Below are 15945 nucleotides of genomic sequence, written 5' to 3' on the forward strand. Positions count from 1 at the left end.
CCACCACCCCAAGCCCCACGTCCGACCTCGCGCCACAACCGGTCCCCCACAACCGGCCCCCTCACCCCAACCGCACCCCCAGCAACCCGCCGAGCCGCTCCCACCCCGTCCCTTCGGCGAACCCCCGATCACCCCACTCCAGCGCCGGTACCGCCCGCACCCACCCCTCCGCGTCCCGCTCCAGCACCTGGACCTGGGCGATACGGCGCCGCCCGCCCCGGTCCCGTACGAGATGCAGCACCACGGACACCGCCGCGGCCAACTGGCTGTGCAGCGCCGCCCGGTCGAGCCCGGCCGCCGTCCCCAGCGCCTCGAGTCGCACCGGGACATCGCTCGCCGCGTTGGCGTGCACCGTGCCTGAACCGCCTTCGTGGCCCGTATTGAGGGCGGCCAGGAGCGAGACCACTTCGGCGCCGCGCACCTCGCCCACCACGAGCCGGTCGGGCCGCATCCGCAGCGCCTGCCGGACCAGGTCGTCGAGGCCGACAGCCCCCGCGCCCTCCTGGTTGGCGGGGCGCGATTCGAGCCGGACGACATGAGGGTGGTCCGGCCTCAGCTCGGCGGAGTCCTCGGCCAGGACGATCCGCTCCCCGGGCCCCACCAGGCCGAGCAGCGCGCTCAGCAGCGTCGTCTTGCCCGTGCCCGTACCGCCGCTGATCAGGAAGGACAGACGCGCGTCGAGCAACGCCCGCAGCACCCGGTCGCCGCCAGGCGGCACCGTCCCCGCCGCCGTCAGCTCCTCCAGCGTGAACGCCCGGGGCCGCACGACCCGCAGGGACAGACAGGTGCAGCCCGCCGCGATCGGTGGCAACACCGCGTGCAGCCGCGTCCCGTCGGGCAGCCGGGCGTCCACCCACGGCCGCGCGTCGTCCAGCCGGCGCCCCACGACGGCCGCGAGCCGCTGCGCAAGCCGCCGTACGTCGGCGGCGCTCTCGAAGGCCACGTCGGCCCGTTCCAGGCCGCCTCCCCTGTCGACCCACACCGTGTCCGGCGCCGACACCAGGACATCCGTCACCGAAGGGTCGGCGAGCAGCGGCTCCAACGGCCCCGCGCCCACCAGCTCCGACCTCAACCTGCCCGCCGCGCCCAGCACTTCGGCGTCGCCCAGGATCCTCCCCTGCGCCCGCAGCGCTTCGGCCACGCGCGCGGGCGTCGCCTCGGACCCGGTCTCGGCGAGCCACTGCCGTACGCCGTCCAACATGCGCGCCCCGACCACCGCACTCATGACACCCCTCCCCGCACCCACTGCTCGACCGCCCACTCGCCACCGGCCCCTGCCGCCACCACGCCCTCCACGCCCTCCACGCCCTCCACGCCCTCCACAGGCATCCCGCCCGCGCCCGGCCGCCGGCCCTCCCGATCGCCGACCACACCGTCCACCGGCCGCCCGTCCAGACCCGACCGCCCCGCCTCCCCAGCGCCGACCGCCATCACGCTCTCCACAGACCACCCACCCGCGCCCAACCACCCGCCCTCCCGATTCACGCCGCTTCCCCCTCCACCGTCGCCACCGGCATCCGCTCCCAGAACGCCCCGCAGAACCGCCCCAGCGGGCCGCCCTTCAACACCTCGGTGTCCGCGGGCAGTTCGCCGGCGAGCGGTAGCCCGACGAGCCGCGCCACCTCGTCCGCAGCGAGGCCTCCCGCGCCGCCCGCAGGCGCCGTCACCACCCGCAGGTCCCGCAGCACCATCCCCGCCGCCCCCGCCATCCGGCGCGCCGCCGCCACCGCCCGCAGCTCCGGTGGCACCACGAGCAGCCCCAGGTCTAGCTGAGCCAGGGCCTCGACGGATCCGGCGTCGACCCGGCGCGGCAGGTCCACCACGACGACCCCGCCCCTGCGCCGCCCGGCCGCGAGCACCGCCCGCACCGCCTCCGAGGGCACCGTCGCGAGATCTCCGCGGTCCCAACTGAGCACCCGCAGATCGTGCAGCCGGGGCAGCGACTCCTCCAGGGCCGTGCTCCCGACCCGGCCCCGCGACTCGGCGAAGGCCGGCCAGCGCAGTCCGTCCACCGCCTCGCCGCCGAGCAGCACATCGAGCCCGCCGCCGAGCGGGTCCGCGTCGACCAGGAGGGTGCGTCGGCCCGACCGCGCGGACGCCACGGCCAACGCGCAGGCGAGCGTGGAGGCCCCGGCCCCGCCGCGTCCGCCGAGCACCCCGACGGTCAGAGCGGGCCGCCCCACCCCCTCGACGACATCGGCGATCCGGTCCATCAGCCACTGCTCACCGTCGGGCAGGACAAGCACGTGGTCGGCTCCGATCTCCACGGCCCGCCGCCACACCCCGGAATCGTCCTGATCACGCCCAACCAAGATCACGCCACGCCGTCGGGACACCCCGCGCAACCGCCGCGCCGCATCGTCCCCGACCAGCACGAGCGGCGCCGATTCCCAGCCGCCCCAGCCCTCTGCGCCCACCGGCGCCCCGTGCCCGACCTCGGGCCGCACGCCCGCCGCCGCGCACAGCCGCAACAGGTCGTCCAGCAGCTCCACGTCCTCCGTCACGATCAACGGGGCGCGTCGCACGTCCCGCCCGTCGCACTCGATGACTTCCGCCATGGTCCGGTCCCCCTCTCGCCGCGCTCGCCCGCCCATGCGGACGATCCGTTCCACACGTGAAGTCGGCGGTGTCCCAGGCGCCGAATACCGCCCATCCGCCACAGCCCGGCCATAACAAACCGGCCATGAACACGGACCCGAACTTCGCGTGTGGAATCACCGTGCAGCGATCCCGGAAAACGTGGGGATCTTGGTCAATAACTGTGGACGCGAGAAGGCTTGTGAATATCCCCGTCACCCATACCGGTGACACTGTGAACTAGGCATGGGACGGTCCGCAGAGCAGCCCGACGGTTACACAGCGTGATGACCCTTCGGTGCGCGGACCGAAGCGCGCGAGCCATCAAAACCCCTCGCGCAGGCATGAAAAAAGGACCCGAAAACAGGTCCGGACATGCGACGACCCCCGCCGGGGGGGAGAGCGGGGGTCGTCCCCACGGTCCGACTCGGGGGGGGGAGGAGCCAGACCGGGTTAGCACGGTCGCGAACGATCCGTGACTTCCATGGTGTACCCGAGAGCCTTCTCAAGCAAACCCACGCGCCACAGCTTACGCCGAATGGTTGGCGCCTATGCTCGGCCCCGTGGAAAACCACTCCTTGCCTCACTCCACGCCCCGTACAGCGGCGTTCTTTGACCTGGACAAGACGGTCATCGCTAAGTCGAGCACACTCACCTTCAGCAAGTCGTTCTACCAAGGCGGTCTGATCAACCGCAGGGCCGTACTGCGCACCGCGTACGCCCAGTTCGTCTTCCTCGCCGGCGGCGCCGACCACGATCAGATGGAGCGGATGCGCGAGTACCTCTCGGCGCTCTGCCGCGGCTGGAACGTGCGGCAGGTGAAGGAGATCGTCGCCGAGACCCTGCACGACCTGATCGACCCGATCATCTACGACGAGGCGGCGTCCCTCATCGAGGAACACCACACCGCCGGACGTGATGTGGTCATCGTCTCCACATCGGGGGCCGAGGTGGTCGAGCCGATCGGCGAGCTCCTCGGCGCGGACCGGGTGATCGCCACGCGCATGGTCGTGGGCGACGACGGCTGCTTCACGGGCGAGGTGGAGTACTACGCGTACGGCCCCACGAAGGCGGAGGCCATCAAGGAGCTGGCGCGCTCCGAGGGGTACGACCTCGCGCGCTGCCACGCGTACAGCGACTCGGCGACGGATCTGCCGATGCTCAGCTCGGTCGGGCATCCCCATGCCGTCAATCCGGACCGGGCGCTGCGCCGCGAGGCTCTCGCGCGCGGGTGGCCGATCCTCGACTTCCACAAGCCGGTCCGGCTCAAGCAGCGCCTGCCCCGCCTGTCCGCGCCCTCGCGGCCCGCGCTGCTTGCCGCGGCCGGGGTCGGCGCGGCGGCGGTCACGGCCGGCCTGGTCTGGTACGCGAGCCGACGGCGCGCGATGTCAGACGCCCATTAGTACCGTCGGCGGCGCCGCCGGTTCGCCCTATTTGAACCTAAAAGTAAAGAAGTGTGACCAGGGCTTCCGCTTCCCCCAGGGGAGGAGTACAAAGGATTCAACGGCCCGCGAGACCAAGGACATCCGAGAGGAACACCTTCAACCGCAATCAGGCCCCACGGACCGATGCATGAACACCGGGCACCCACGCGACGTCGACCCGTCGATTACGGGCCAGCCGCACCAGGCGACGGGCAAAGTTCCCGACCTGATGGGCAATATCTCGAGGACGCTTGGTAACCCAGTGGACATGCCAGCGGCGGTACGAGCATTCGTACCGCCGCACCCCTTTTTCCCGAACTTTTTCCGGGCTCTTTTCCGCTATGCGGCGCCGCGCTGCAGCGCCTCACAGACAGCCGTCGACTCCCTGGCACCCAGTTCGATCGCCTTGCCGCAGTGGGTGATCCAGGCCGCCATCCCCTCCGGCGTACCGGAGACATAGCCGTCGAGTGCGGCCGCGTAGGCCGCCCGGCCGAGTTCGGCGTGGCCCAGCTCCGCAGGGCAGACGGACTTCGGGTCGAGGCCGCTGCCCACCAGAACGATGCGCTCGGCGGCCCGCGCCACCAGGCCGTTGTGCGAGCCGAAGGGGCGCAGGGCGAGCAGCTCGCCGTGCACGATGGCGGCGTTCACCAGGGCCGGTGCCGCGCTCTCCGCGATGATCAGCTGCGAGAGCCCCTCCAGGCGGCCGGCGACCTCCTCGGCGTCCGGCACCGGGAGTTCGACGAGCGGCTCGTCGACCGGCTCGCCCGCGAGCCGCGGCCGTCCCACCGCGTCACTCTTGTCGGCCGCCGCGACCAGGTGGAGGCGCGCGAGCACCCGCAGGGGCGACTGCCGCCAGATGGAGAGAAGTTGACCGGCCTCGGCGGTCAGCCGCAGGGCCGCGCCGACCGTGGGCGCCTCCTTGTCGCCGTCGCCGCCACTGAAGTCGGTACGCCTGCGCACCTCTTCGAGCGGCCAGTCGGCACCGCAGAGCGCCGCGCTGCCGCGTGCCCCGCGCAGCGCCGCCTCGGACGTGATCTCGTTGCTGCGACGCCGCATGACCCGGTGCCCGTAGACCCGGTCCACAGCCTTGCGCACGGAGTCAACGGAATCGGCCACGCCCGGCAGATCGGCCAGGGCGGCGAGGGGGTCGGCTGTCGTACTCATGAGTGCGACCCTACGGGCCACCCGGCACCGCCCCACGAAGGAGTGGTCTTCTTCACGCCGCATGGACACGGACAGCGACCATGCCGATACCCTTCGTGAACATGAAGATCGCTTTCGTGGGGAAGGGCGGCAGTGGCAAGACCACGCTGTCCTCACTGTTCATCCGCCACCTCGCCGGCACCGGTTCCCCGGTCGTCGCCGTCGACGCCGACATCAACCAGCACCTCGGGGCCGCGCTCGGGCTCGACGAGGGCGTCGCGGGCGAGCTGCCCGCGCTGGGGGCCCGGCTGCCCCTGATCAAGGACTATCTGCGCGGCTCGAATCCACGGATCGCCTCGGCCGACACGATGATCAAGACCACGCCGCCCGGCGAGGGCTCGCGGCTGCTCCGGGTGCGCGAGAACAACCCGGTGTACGACGCCTGCGCCCGCGACGTGGAACTCGACGGCCACGCCGTGCGTTTGATGGTCACCGGGCCCTTCACCGAGGCCGACCTCGGCGTCGCCTGCTACCACTCCAAGACCGGAGCGGTGGAGCTGTGCCTGAACCACCTCGTCGACGGCCGTGGTGAGTACGTGGTGGTCGACATGACCGCGGGCTCCGACTCCTTCGCCTCGGGCATGTTCACCCGCTTCGACATGACGTTCCTGGTCGCCGAACCGACCCGCAAGGGTGTCTCGGTGTACCGCCAGTACAAGGAGTACGCGCGGGACTTCGGGATCGACCTGAAGGTGGTGGGCAACAAGGTGCGGGATGCGGACGACCTGGAGTTCCTGCGCTCCGAGGTCGGCGACGACCTGCTCGTCACCGTCGGGCACTCGGACTGGGTGCGCGCCATGGAGAAGGGCCGCCCGCCGCGCTTCGAGCTCCTGGAGGAGACCAACAAGGCTTCCCTGCAGGCACTTCAGGACGCGGCCGACGCCACGTACGAGGCCCGCGACTGGGAGCGCTACACGCGCCAGATGGTCCACTTCCACCTGAAGAACGCCCAGAGCTGGGGCAACGAGAAAACGGGGGCCGACCTGGCTTCCCAGATCGACCCCAGCTTCGTCCTACAGGAAAGCGTCACGACCACCGCGTGAGCAAGTGGCGTGCCGGATCTACGACTTGGCGGCCGGTGCTCCCGGGACCCCCTTCGGGGCCGGGGCCCGCTTGTCGCCGAGGTAGGAGTCCCAGCCCTTCTTCGGCTCCTCGCCCACCCCGAGACCTCCGAGCTTCTTCAGGGTCTTCGGGTCCTGGGCGTCGAGCCAGTCGGTGAGCTGCCGGAAGGAGACGCAGCGGACATCGGGCTTCTTGCAGACCCGCTCGACCGTCTCCTCGACGGCACGCATGTAGGTGCCGCCGTTCCAGGACTCGAAGTGGTTGCCGATGACGAGCGGCGCGCGGTTGCCCTTGTAGGCGCGGTCGAAGCCCGCGAGCAGGCTGTCGCGCATCTGGTCGCCCCAGTACTCGCGCTTCGCGGGGTCACCCTGGGTCGCCGTGCCGGACTGGTTGACCATGAAGTTGTAGTCCATGGTCAGCTGCTCGTAGGAGTGGCCCTTGAACGGGACGAGCTGCATGGAGAGGTCCCACAGGCCGTTCTTCTTCTTGGGCCAGACCTGGTTGTTGACGCCGCTGGTGTCGTAGCGGAAGCCGAGCTCGCTCGCGGCGCGCGTGAAGTTGTCCTTGCCCTCGAGGCAGGGGGTGCGGGCGCCGATGAGCTCCTTGTCGTAGTCGAAGGGCAGCGGAGCGGACCGGTTCAGGCCCGAGTTGCTCTTCCAGCCCTTCACGAACGACTTGGCCTGCCGGATCTCGCTCTTCCACTCGGCCACCGACCACTGGCCGACCCCGCCGCCCTTGCCGCAGAAGTGGCCGTTGAAGTGGGTGCCGATCTCGTTGCCCTCGAGCCAGGCGCCGCGCAGTTGCTCGACGGTGTCCCTGATTCCCTTGGCGTCGTTGAAGCCGATGTCCGAGCGGCCGGCCGAGTGCTGCGGCGCGTGGTACTTGTCCGCCTTGCCCTCCGGGAGCAGGTACACCCCGCTCAGGAAGTACGTCATGGTCGCGTTGTTCGCCTTCGCGACCTTACGGAAGTGCGAGAACAGCTTCTGGCTGTCCTCGCCCGCGCCGTCCCAGGAGAAGACCACGAACTGCGGTGGCTTCTGTCCCGGTCTGAGGCGCTCGGCCCGTGGCAGGTTCGGCTGCCGCCCGGTGTACGCGGTCGAGCCGTCGCCGATGAGCCGGATCGCGCTGCCCGGCTTGGCCTTCTTCGGGCCGGGGGCGCCCTGCTGGTGCTTGGTCTTCTCGGAGCGGTGCTCGCCGGATCCGCCGGTTTGCCCGGTGGCGCATCCGGCGAGTGCCGCGGCGCACGCCGCGACGGCGGTGATGCCCGCGGCGAGCCGCTTGGCGGCAGTCCTGTGGGTGGCGGCCATCTTCCGCCCACCTTCTTCCTGGAGTCGGCTTGTGTGGCGGTGAAATGAGAGAAACGCCCGTTATGTACGGACATCGCCGCCACCGTGGCACGAGAGCCGAACGGAATTAGTCCGACAAGCCGACCAGGATTCTTATTCACTACTGAGCGTGAACTACTGCCCCATTTGCCCCTTTGATCCGTCCACAACCTTTACTTTGCATTACGATTCGTTTACCGAGCGTTGATTTCATCCCGCCGCTGCACGCCGTGAACCACGGCCGCGATCGACCCCACCCACCGCTCAGGGGTCACCCCCACATTCCGCGACCGCGCTGCACCCCGGAGGAGACGGGAACCATGTCTGCCTGCGTACCCACCCGCACCAGTGACGCCGACCGGACGGGCGAGCCCTCGGGCGCCGCCCGTACCGCCCACAGTCCACCGCCCACGCCCCGCCGCTTCCGCATCGCGGGAGCCGACCTCTCCGCGTCCGTCGCGGTCTTCCTCATCGCCCTGCCGCTGTCCCTGGGCATCGCCCTCGCGACCGGCGCGCCCCTGGAGTCGGGGCTCGTCGCAGCCGCCGTCGGCGGCATCGTCGCCGGCTGCGTCGGCGGAGCGCCGCTCCAGGTCAGCGGGCCCGCCGCGGGCCTCACCGTCGTCACCGCCGAGCTGATCCAGCGCTACGGATGGCGGACCACCTGCGCCATCACCGTTCTCGCGGGTATCGCCCAACTCGGCCTCGGCTGCCTCCGGGTGGCCCGCACCGCTCTCGCCGTCAGCCCCGCCGTCGTGCACGGCATGCTCGCCGGCATCGGTGTCACCATCGCCGTCGCCCAGCTGCACATCGTGCTCGGCGGCACCCCCGACAGCTCCGTACTCGCCAACGTGGCCTCTCTGCCCCACCAGTTGGCGAATGCCCAGCCCGCCGCCCTGGGTGTCAGCGCGCTCACGCTGACCGTGCTGCTCGCCTGGCCGCGCATCCCGGGACGGATCGGCCGCTTCGCGCGCAAGGTGCCGGCCGCGCTCATCGCCGTGACCGCCGCGAGCGTGACCGCCGCGTTCCTCGGGCTCAGCCTGCCCGAGGTCGATCTGCCCTCCTGGAGCAGCCATGCGCTCGCCGGCCTGCCGGACGGGCCCGTGCTCGGCATCGTCGCCGCGGTCCTGACGACCACCCTCGTGTGCAGCGTGCAGTCGCTGCTCGGGGCGGTCGCCGTGGACAAGATGACCGCCAAGCGCTCGGACCTGCCGCCCGCGATGCGCCGCTCGAACCTGGACCGGGAGCTGCTCGCCCAGGGCGCGTCGAACATCGTCTCCGGCTCGCTCGGCGGGCTGCCCGTCGCCGGGGTCGCGGTGCGCAGCACGGCGAACGTCAACGCGGGCGCCGTGAGCGGGAACTCCTCGATGCTGCACGGCGTTTGGGTAGTAGCAGCCACGCTGCTCCTGGTCCCCGTCCTGGAGCTGATCCCGCTCGCCGCCCTCGCCGCCCTGGTGATGGCGGTCGGCATCCAGATGGTGTCGCTGAACCACATCCGCACGGTCACCCGCCACCGTGAGGTCCTGGTGTACGCGGTCACCACCCTCGGCGTCGTCGTCTTCGGCGTGCTCGAAGGTGTCGGGCTCGGGGTCGCGGTCGCCGTCGGCGTCGCCCTGCACCGCCTCGCGCGCACCCGCATCACGCACGAGACGGACTCCCGCGGCGTCCACCACGTGCGCGTACGGGGACAGTTGACGTTCCTCGCGGTGCCCCGGCTCAGCCGGACCCTGCACCAGGTGCCGCACGGAGCGGACTGTGTCGTGGAGCTGGACGGGTCCTTCATGGACCACGCCGCCTACGAGGCGCTGCAGGACTGGCAGAAGTCGCACACCACGCAGGGCGGCAAGGTCGAGATCGCCGGGCGGGGAGGAGCCAGGATCGCCGAACCCGCGCGCGCGAGCCACACCTGCTGCCGGCCCTGGACACCCTGGCGCAACCACCACTGCGACCGGCCCTCGCACGACCGGGCTGCGAAGCCCGAGGCCACCGAGCCGCGGCGCGCCGGCGGTCATCAACTCCACAGTGGGATCAGCGCGTTCCAGCGCAATACGGCGCCGCTGGTGCGTGCGGAGCTGGCGCGGCTCGCACGCGAGGGGCAGCAGCCCACGCAGCTGTTCCTGACGTGCGCCGACTCCCGGCTCGTCACGTCGATGATCACGTCGAGCGGCCCCGGCGATCTCTTCGTCGTACGGAATGTGGGCAACCTCGTGCCGCTGCCCGGTGCCGAGAGCGGGGACGACTCGGTGGCGGCCGCCATCGAGTACGCCGTGGACGTGCTCAAGGTGCAGTCGATCACCGTGTGCGGGCACTCCGGATGCGGGGCGATGCAGGCGCTGTTGAGCAGCCCGCCGAGCGGCCACGGGGCGCTCACCCCGCTCAAGCGCTGGCTGCGGCACGGGATGCCGAGCCTGGCGCGGATGTCCGACGCGGGGCTGCCCTGGGCGCGGCTCTCGGGGCGGGCGCCCGCCGACGCGGCCGAGCAGCTCTGCCTGACCAATGTCGTCCAGCAGTTGGAGCACTTGCGGCAGCACGAGTGCGTGGCGCGCGCCCTGGAGCGGGGCGCGCTCGAACTGCACGGCATGTACTTCCACGTCGGCGAGGCGCAGGCGTATCTGCTCGCGGAGGCCGATCCGGTCTTCGGACAGGTCGAGGCCACCGCCCTCGACGGCAGCCTCGACGAAGGCAGCGCCACGCGAGCCTGAACCAACTCGGCCCCGCCTGCGTGCAACAGATGAGACCGTAGGGCTCCCGACCTGGTCGGGAGCCCTACGCGTACAGGTCTAAACCAATTCGCGGACCCCCCTTGTCACCAGGGGTCGCGGTCTGATGAGCTGTGGCCTGGGACACAACGGTCGCCTCCGGCACAAACACTGCATGGGAGATGTCGTGAGCAACGAAAGCCTGGCCAACCTTCTTAAGGAGGAGCGACGCTTCGCGCCGCCCGCTGACCTGGCCGCAAACGCCAACGTCACGGCCGAGGCGTACGAGCAGGCCACGGCTGACCGGCTCGGTTTCTGGGCCGAACAGGCCCGCCGCCTCACCTGGGCCACCGAGCCGACCGAGACCCTCGACTGGTCGAACCCGCCGTTCGCCAAGTGGTTCAAGGACGGCAAACTCAACGTCGCGTACAACTGCGTCGACCGCCACGTCGAGGCCGGGAACGGCGACCGCGTCGCCATCCACTTCGAGGGCGAGCCCGGCGACAGCCGCGCGATCACCTACGCCGAGCTCAAGGACGAGGTCAGCCGCGCCGCGAACGCCCTGACCGAGCTGGGAGTTCAGACCGGTGACCGGGTCGCCGTCTATCTGCCGATGATCCCGGAAGCCGTCATCTCGATGCTCGCCTGCGCGCGCATCGGCGCCGCGCACTCCGTCGTCTTCGGCGGCTTCTCGGCCGACGCCATCGCCAAGCGCATCGAGGACGCCGACGCCAAGGTCGTCATCACCTCCGACGGCGGCTACCGGCGCGGCAAGCCGTCCGCGCTCAAGCCCGCGGTCGACGAGGCCGTCAGCAGCGTGCAGGGAGTCGAGAAGGTCCTCGTCGTCCAGCGCACCAAGCAGGACGTGGCATGGACCGAGGGCCGCGACATCTGGTGGCACGACCTTGTGGGCCGCCAGTCCGCGGAGCACACGCCGCAGGCCTTCGACGCCGAGCAGCCGCTCTTCATCCTGTACACGTCGGGCACGACGGGTAAGCCGAAGGGCATCCTGCACACCTCCGGCGGCTACCTGACGCAGGCTTCGTACACCCACCACGCGGTCTTCGACCTCAAGCCGGAGACGGACGTCTACTGGTGCACCGCCGACATCGGCTGGGTCACCGGACACTCGTACATCACGTACGGCCCGCTCTCGAACGGCGCGACGCAGGTCATCTACGAGGGCACCCCGGACACCCCGCACCAGGGCCGGATCCCCGAGATCGTGCAGAAGTACGGCGTCACGATCCTCTACACGGCGCCGACGCTGATCCGTACGTTCATGAAGTGGGGCGACGAGATCCCCGCGAAGTTCGACCTGAGCAGCCTGCGCGTGCTCGGCTCCGTGGGCGAGCCGATCAACCCTGAGGCGTGGGTCTGGTACCGCAAGCACTTCGGCGCCGACAAGTGCCCCGTCGTGGACACCTGGTGGCAGACCGAGACCGGCGCGATCATGATCTCGCCGCTGCCGGGCGTCACCGAGACCAAGCCGGGCTCCGCCCAGCGCGCGCTGCCGGGCATCTCGGCGACCGTCCTCGACGACGAGGCGAACGAGGTGCCGGACGGCGGTGGCGGCTATCTCGCCCTCACCGAGCCGTGGCCCTCGATGCTGCGCACCATCTGGGGCGACGACCAGCGGTTCATCGACACGTACTGGTCCCGCTTCGAGGGCAAGTACTTCGCCGGTGACGGCGCCAAGAAGGACGAGGACGGCGACATCTGGCTCCTCGGGCGCGTGGACGACGTCATGCTCGTCTCCGGGCACAACATCTCGACCACCGAGGTCGAGTCGGCGCTCGTCTCGCACCCGTCCGTCGCCGAGGCCGCCGTGGTCGGCGCCGCCGACGAGACGACCGGTCAATCGATCGTCGCCTTCGTGATCCTGCGCGGCAGCGCGGACGCGGAGGACGAGTCGCTGGTGGCGGACCTGCGTAACCACGTGGGCACCGCACTCGGCCCGATCGCCAAGCCCAAGCGGGTGCTGCCGGTCGCCGAGCTGCCCAAGACGCGCTCCGGCAAGATCATGCGCCGCCTGCTGCGCGATGTCGCGGAGAACCGGGCGGTGGGCGACGTCACGACGCTCGCCGACTCCTCCGTGATGGACCTGATCCAGGCGGAGCTGCCGTCGGCGTCCAGCGAGGACTGATGCGCGTTCGGCCCGCGCGGCCGACGGGACGGGCATCCGGCGAGCGCGCCGGGTGCCCGTTTCGTACGTAAGGTGATGATCACCAACGAGGCCGGGGCACCCTGTAGGGTAAAAGTCGCGTCAACGACGCGACAGAGATCCGACAGGATCCAACAGGTGCGCCGGGAAGTCTGGTCGGCAACGCAGTCAGCCGTACCCGACCGGAGGTCCACCCGTGAGCGCGCCCAAGAACAAGCAGGACCGCAAGGCACTCGGCCGGCTCTCGCTGCCCGAGCGGACCTTCGTGGCCGACGCGCTGCGCACCGAGACCGTCGGCGGTGTCCTGCTCCTCGTCGCCGCGGTCGCCGCGCTCGTCTGGTCCAACATCCCGGCCCTGCACCACAGCTACGAGGCCGTCAGCGACTTCCACCTGGGGCCCGGGGCGCTCGGCCTCGACCTCTCCATCGAGCACTGGGCCGCCGACGGACTGCTCGCCGTCTTCTTCTTCGTCGCCGGCATCGAACTCAAGCGCGAGCTCGTCGCGGGTGACCTGCGCGATCCCAAGGCCGCCGCGCTGCCGGTCGTCGCCGCCCTCTGCGGCATGGCCATGCCCGCGATCGTGTACGTGATCGTCAACGCGACCGGCGGCGGCTCGCTGTCCGGCTGGGCCGTGCCGACGGCCACCGACATCGCCTTCGCGCTCGCCGTCCTCGCCGTCATCGGCACCTCGCTGCCGAGTGCCCTGCGCGCGTTCCTGCTGACCCTCGCCGTCGTCGACGACCTCTTCGCGATCCTGATCATCGCGATCTTCTTCACCGACGACCTGAACTTCGCCGCGCTCGGCGGCGCGTTCCTCGGCCTCGCCGTCTTCTGGCTGCTGCTGAGGAAGCGGGTGCGCGGCTGGTACGTCTACGTTCCGCTCGCCCTGGTCATCTGGGGGCTGATGTACAACAGCGGCGTGCACGCCACCATCGCCGGTGTCGCCATGGGCCTGATGCTGCGCTGCCACCGCGAGGAGGGCGAGGAGCAGTCGCCCGGCGAGCACGTCGAGCACCTGGTGCGGCCGCTCTCCGCGGGGCTCGCGGTGCCGCTGTTCGCGCTGTTCAGTGCCGGTGTCGCGGTGTCGGGCGGGGCCCTGGGCGACGTATTCACCAAGCCCGAGACGTTGGGCGTGGTGCTGGGCCTCGTCGTCGGCAAGGCCCTCGGGATCTTCGGCGGTACGTGGCTGACCGCCCGGTTCACCAAGGCCTCGCTCTCCGACGAACTGGCCTGGCCCGACGTGTTCGCGGTGGCCTCGCTCGCCGGCATCGGCTTCACGGTCTCGCTGCTCATCGGGGAACTCGCCTTCACCGACGATCCGTTGCTGACGGACGAGATCAAGGCGTCCGTGCTGATGGGCTCGCTGATCGCGGCGGTGATCTCGAGCGTGCTGCTGAAGATCCGGAACGCCAAGTACCGGGCCCTGTGGGAGGCCGAGGAGCGCGACGAGGATCTCTCCGGGGTCCCGGACATCTACGAGGTGGGCGATCCGGAGTACCACCGTCGGATGGCCGAGATCTACGAGCGGAAGGCCGCGGAACACCGCAGGCTTGCGGAAGTGGCGGCCGGGGCAGGCGGCGAGGACGAGCGTCCGGCATGATCTGACGGAGAATCCGCGCAGTACGCGCATACGGAGCAGCTGCAAGGTTCCCAAGAAGAGCTTCTACAGAAGAACAGGGGAGTACGCGATGAGCGCACCCGACGACAACCCGGTCGGCGCCGAACGCAGCGTCGGCCAGCTGTTCGCATCGGCGACGGCCGAGATGTCCGCGCTGGTGCACGACGAGATCGCGCTGGCCAAGGCGCAGCTGAAGCGGGATGTGAAGCGGGGCGCCGTCAGCGGCGGCGCGCTCGCGGCGGCGGGGGTGGTCCTCACCTTCTCGCTGCCGATGCTGAGCTTCGCGCTCGCGTACGGGATCAACTCGTGGACCGGCGGTCACAACGGCGAGGGCGGCTGGAACCTCGCCTGGTGCTTCCTGCTGTCGTTCGCCGCGAGCTGTGTCCTCGCCGGGCTGCTCGCGCTCGTCGGCATCGCGTTCGCCAAGAAGGCCGCGAAGGGCAAGGGCCCGCAGAAGACCGCCGCCTCGTTCAAGGAGACGGCAGGCGTACTGCAGAACGCCAAGCCGCACCCCCGAGAGGTGACCGCGGACGGCCATGACACGAAGGCCATCGAAGCTGTGGCACGCTCGTCTGCATGACGGACCCTGCCACTCCTTCGGCCCAGCCGCCCGCATCCTTCGTACTCCTCGACGTCCCCGGCGGGCACAAGGTGACCCACCGGGACGTCGCGGCCAACGGCGCGCGCTTCCACATCGCCGAGATGGGGGACGGGCCGCTGGTCCTGCTGCTGCACGGCTTCCCGCAGTTCTGGTGGACGTGGCGGCACCAGCTCGCCGCGCTCGCCGACGCGGGCTTCCGGGCCGTCGCGATGGACCTGCGCGGCGTAGGCGGCAGCGACCGCACGCCGCGGGGTTACGACCCTGCGAACCTCGCGCTCGACGTCACGGGCGTGATCCGCTCCCTCGGCGAGCCCGACGCGGCGCTGGTCGGCCATGACCTCGGCGGGTATCTCGCCTGGACCGCGGCCGTGATGCGGCCCAAGCTGGTGCGCCGGCTCGTGGTCTCCTCGATGCCGCATCCGCGCCGGTGGCGCTCGGCGATGCTCGCGGACTACCGGCAGTCGCGCTCGGGCTCGTACGTCTGGGGCTTCCAGCGCCCGTGGCTGCCCGAGCGTCAGCTGCTCGCGAACGACGGCGAGTTGGTGGGCAAGCTCGTCCGGGACTGGTCGGGTCCGCACCAGCCCGACGACGACACCGTGCGGACATACCGGCAGGCCATGTGCATCCCGTCGACCGCGCACTGCTCGATCGAGCCGTACCGGTGGATGGTGCGCTCCCTCGCGCGCCCCGACGGGATCCAGTTCAACCGGCGGATGAAGCGCCCCGTGCGGGTGCCGACGCTCCATGTCCACGGCTCCCTCGACCCGGTGATGCGCACGCGCAGCGCGGCGGGCTCGGGCGAGTACGTGGAGGCCCCGTACCGCTGGCGCCTCTTCGACGGCCTCGGACACTTCCCGCACGAGGAGGACCCGGCGGCGTTCTCGAAGGAACTGGTGAACTGGCTGAAGGATCCCGAACCGGACCGGTGAGCCCTGTTTGTTGCGGTTACGACAGGGGGAACACCTGTGCTTCGAACGGCCAATTGCCCGGCGCATAACCCAATTTGGGGAGTGTGAGGGCGGTTACCGACCATGGGGCAGGGGCACACGTCGGGGTATGGGCTGGACGCACGACTACAGTGACGCAGCACGCAATCGCCGCCCAGCGATGACGCTGGGCTCTCCCCGGAGAGGGGCGCCGGACGGCTGGTCGGCGCACGATCCCCGGCTGGGCATTCCTCGTATTCTGCGGCGCCGCGCCCGGTGGGTGTCCGCGCGGATCCGGCACGGCAGTCGGGGCTGAACGCCCCTTCCACACCCGTTCCACACCCGCTGA

The 15945-nt window shown here is 70.6% G+C and carries 13 protein-coding genes; 8 read left to right on the forward strand and 5 right to left on the reverse strand.

Annotated features, from left to right (window positions below; all coding sequences use genetic code 11):
• Positions 1-61 precede the first annotated feature (61 nt).
• Genes ACIRHA_RS18385 through ssd form a run of 3 tightly spaced genes read right to left on the reverse strand, consistent with a single transcriptional unit; the run spans position 62 to position 2558 of the window.
• Positions 62-1225, reverse strand: coding sequence for a TadA family conjugal transfer-associated ATPase (locus ACIRHA_RS18385; RefSeq protein ID WP_403846587.1), 1164 nt, complete (start codon positions 1223-1225; stop codon positions 62-64).
• Entirely contained in the window at positions 1222-1431 is a 210-nt protein-coding gene (locus ACIRHA_RS18390) for a hypothetical protein (RefSeq protein WP_403846589.1), read from the reverse strand. The genes ACIRHA_RS18385 and ACIRHA_RS18390 overlap by 4 nt, the downstream gene beginning before the upstream one ends.
• A gap of 50 nt (positions 1432-1481) precedes the next feature.
• Positions 1482-2558, reverse strand: coding sequence for a septum site-determining protein Ssd (gene ssd / locus ACIRHA_RS18395; protein WP_403846591.1), 1077 nt, complete (start codon positions 2556-2558; stop codon positions 1482-1484).
• Between the two features lie 570 nt (positions 2559-3128).
• Between ssd and ACIRHA_RS18400 the strand changes: the two genes are divergently transcribed.
• Positions 3129-3980, forward strand: coding sequence for an HAD family hydrolase (locus tag ACIRHA_RS18400; RefSeq protein ID WP_403846593.1), 852 nt, complete (start codon positions 3129-3131; stop codon positions 3978-3980).
• A 360-nt stretch (positions 3981-4340) separates the two neighbouring features.
• Here ACIRHA_RS18400 and ACIRHA_RS18405 read toward each other — a convergent pair whose 3' ends face one another.
• Complete coding sequence (locus ACIRHA_RS18405) at positions 4341-5165, reverse strand: oxidoreductase (protein WP_403846596.1); 825 nt, start codon at positions 5163-5165, stop codon at positions 4341-4343.
• Between the two features lie 101 nt (positions 5166-5266).
• Here ACIRHA_RS18405 and ACIRHA_RS18410 point away from each other — a divergent pair, with 101 nt between their 5' ends.
• On the forward strand, positions 5267-6247 hold the full coding sequence (locus ACIRHA_RS18410) for an ATP-binding protein (RefSeq protein ID WP_403846598.1): 981 nt from the start codon (positions 5267-5269) through the stop codon (positions 6245-6247).
• An 18-nt stretch (positions 6248-6265) separates the two neighbouring features.
• Here ACIRHA_RS18410 and ACIRHA_RS18415 read toward each other — a convergent pair whose 3' ends face one another.
• Positions 6266-7573: a hypothetical protein gene (locus ACIRHA_RS18415; protein WP_403846600.1), complete on the reverse strand. Its 1308-nt coding sequence runs from the start codon at positions 7571-7573 to the stop codon at positions 6266-6268.
• 338 nt (positions 7574-7911) lie between these two features.
• Between ACIRHA_RS18415 and ACIRHA_RS18420 the strand changes: the two genes are divergently transcribed.
• The 6 genes from ACIRHA_RS18420 (at position 7912) to ACIRHA_RS18445 (ending at position 15912) form a co-directional block, all read left to right on the forward strand.
• Positions 7912-10290, forward strand: a complete 2379-nt coding sequence (locus tag ACIRHA_RS18420) for a bifunctional SulP family inorganic anion transporter/carbonic anhydrase (protein ID WP_403846603.1) — start codon at positions 7912-7914, stop codon at positions 10288-10290.
• Positions 10291-10462: 172 nt separating this feature from the next.
• Entirely contained in the window at positions 10463-12433 is a 1971-nt protein-coding gene (gene acs / locus ACIRHA_RS18425; RefSeq protein ID WP_403846606.1) for an acetate--CoA ligase, read from the forward strand.
• Positions 12434-12647: 214 nt separating this feature from the next.
• Positions 12648-14051 (forward strand): Na+/H+ antiporter NhaA, encoded by a 1404-nt coding sequence (nhaA, locus tag ACIRHA_RS18430; protein ID WP_403846608.1) that lies wholly within the window; start codon positions 12648-12650, stop codon positions 14049-14051.
• Positions 14052-14139: 88 nt separating this feature from the next.
• Positions 14140-14649 (forward strand): phage holin family protein, encoded by a 510-nt coding sequence (locus ACIRHA_RS18435; RefSeq protein WP_403846610.1) that lies wholly within the window; start codon positions 14140-14142, stop codon positions 14647-14649.
• Entirely contained in the window at positions 14646-15599 is a 954-nt protein-coding gene (locus ACIRHA_RS18440; RefSeq protein ID WP_403846613.1) for an alpha/beta fold hydrolase, read from the forward strand. Before ACIRHA_RS18435 ends, ACIRHA_RS18440 begins: the two co-directional genes overlap by 4 nt.
• A 127-nt stretch (positions 15600-15726) precedes the next feature.
• Complete coding sequence (locus ACIRHA_RS18445; RefSeq protein WP_403846615.1) at positions 15727-15912, forward strand: hypothetical protein; 186 nt, start codon at positions 15727-15729, stop codon at positions 15910-15912.
• The last annotated feature ends 33 nt before the right edge of the window (positions 15913-15945 follow it).

It is taken from the genome of Streptomyces sp. NPDC102360, from assembly GCF_044766085.1.
Taxonomy (GTDB): domain Bacteria; phylum Actinomycetota; class Actinomycetes; order Streptomycetales; family Streptomycetaceae; genus Streptomyces.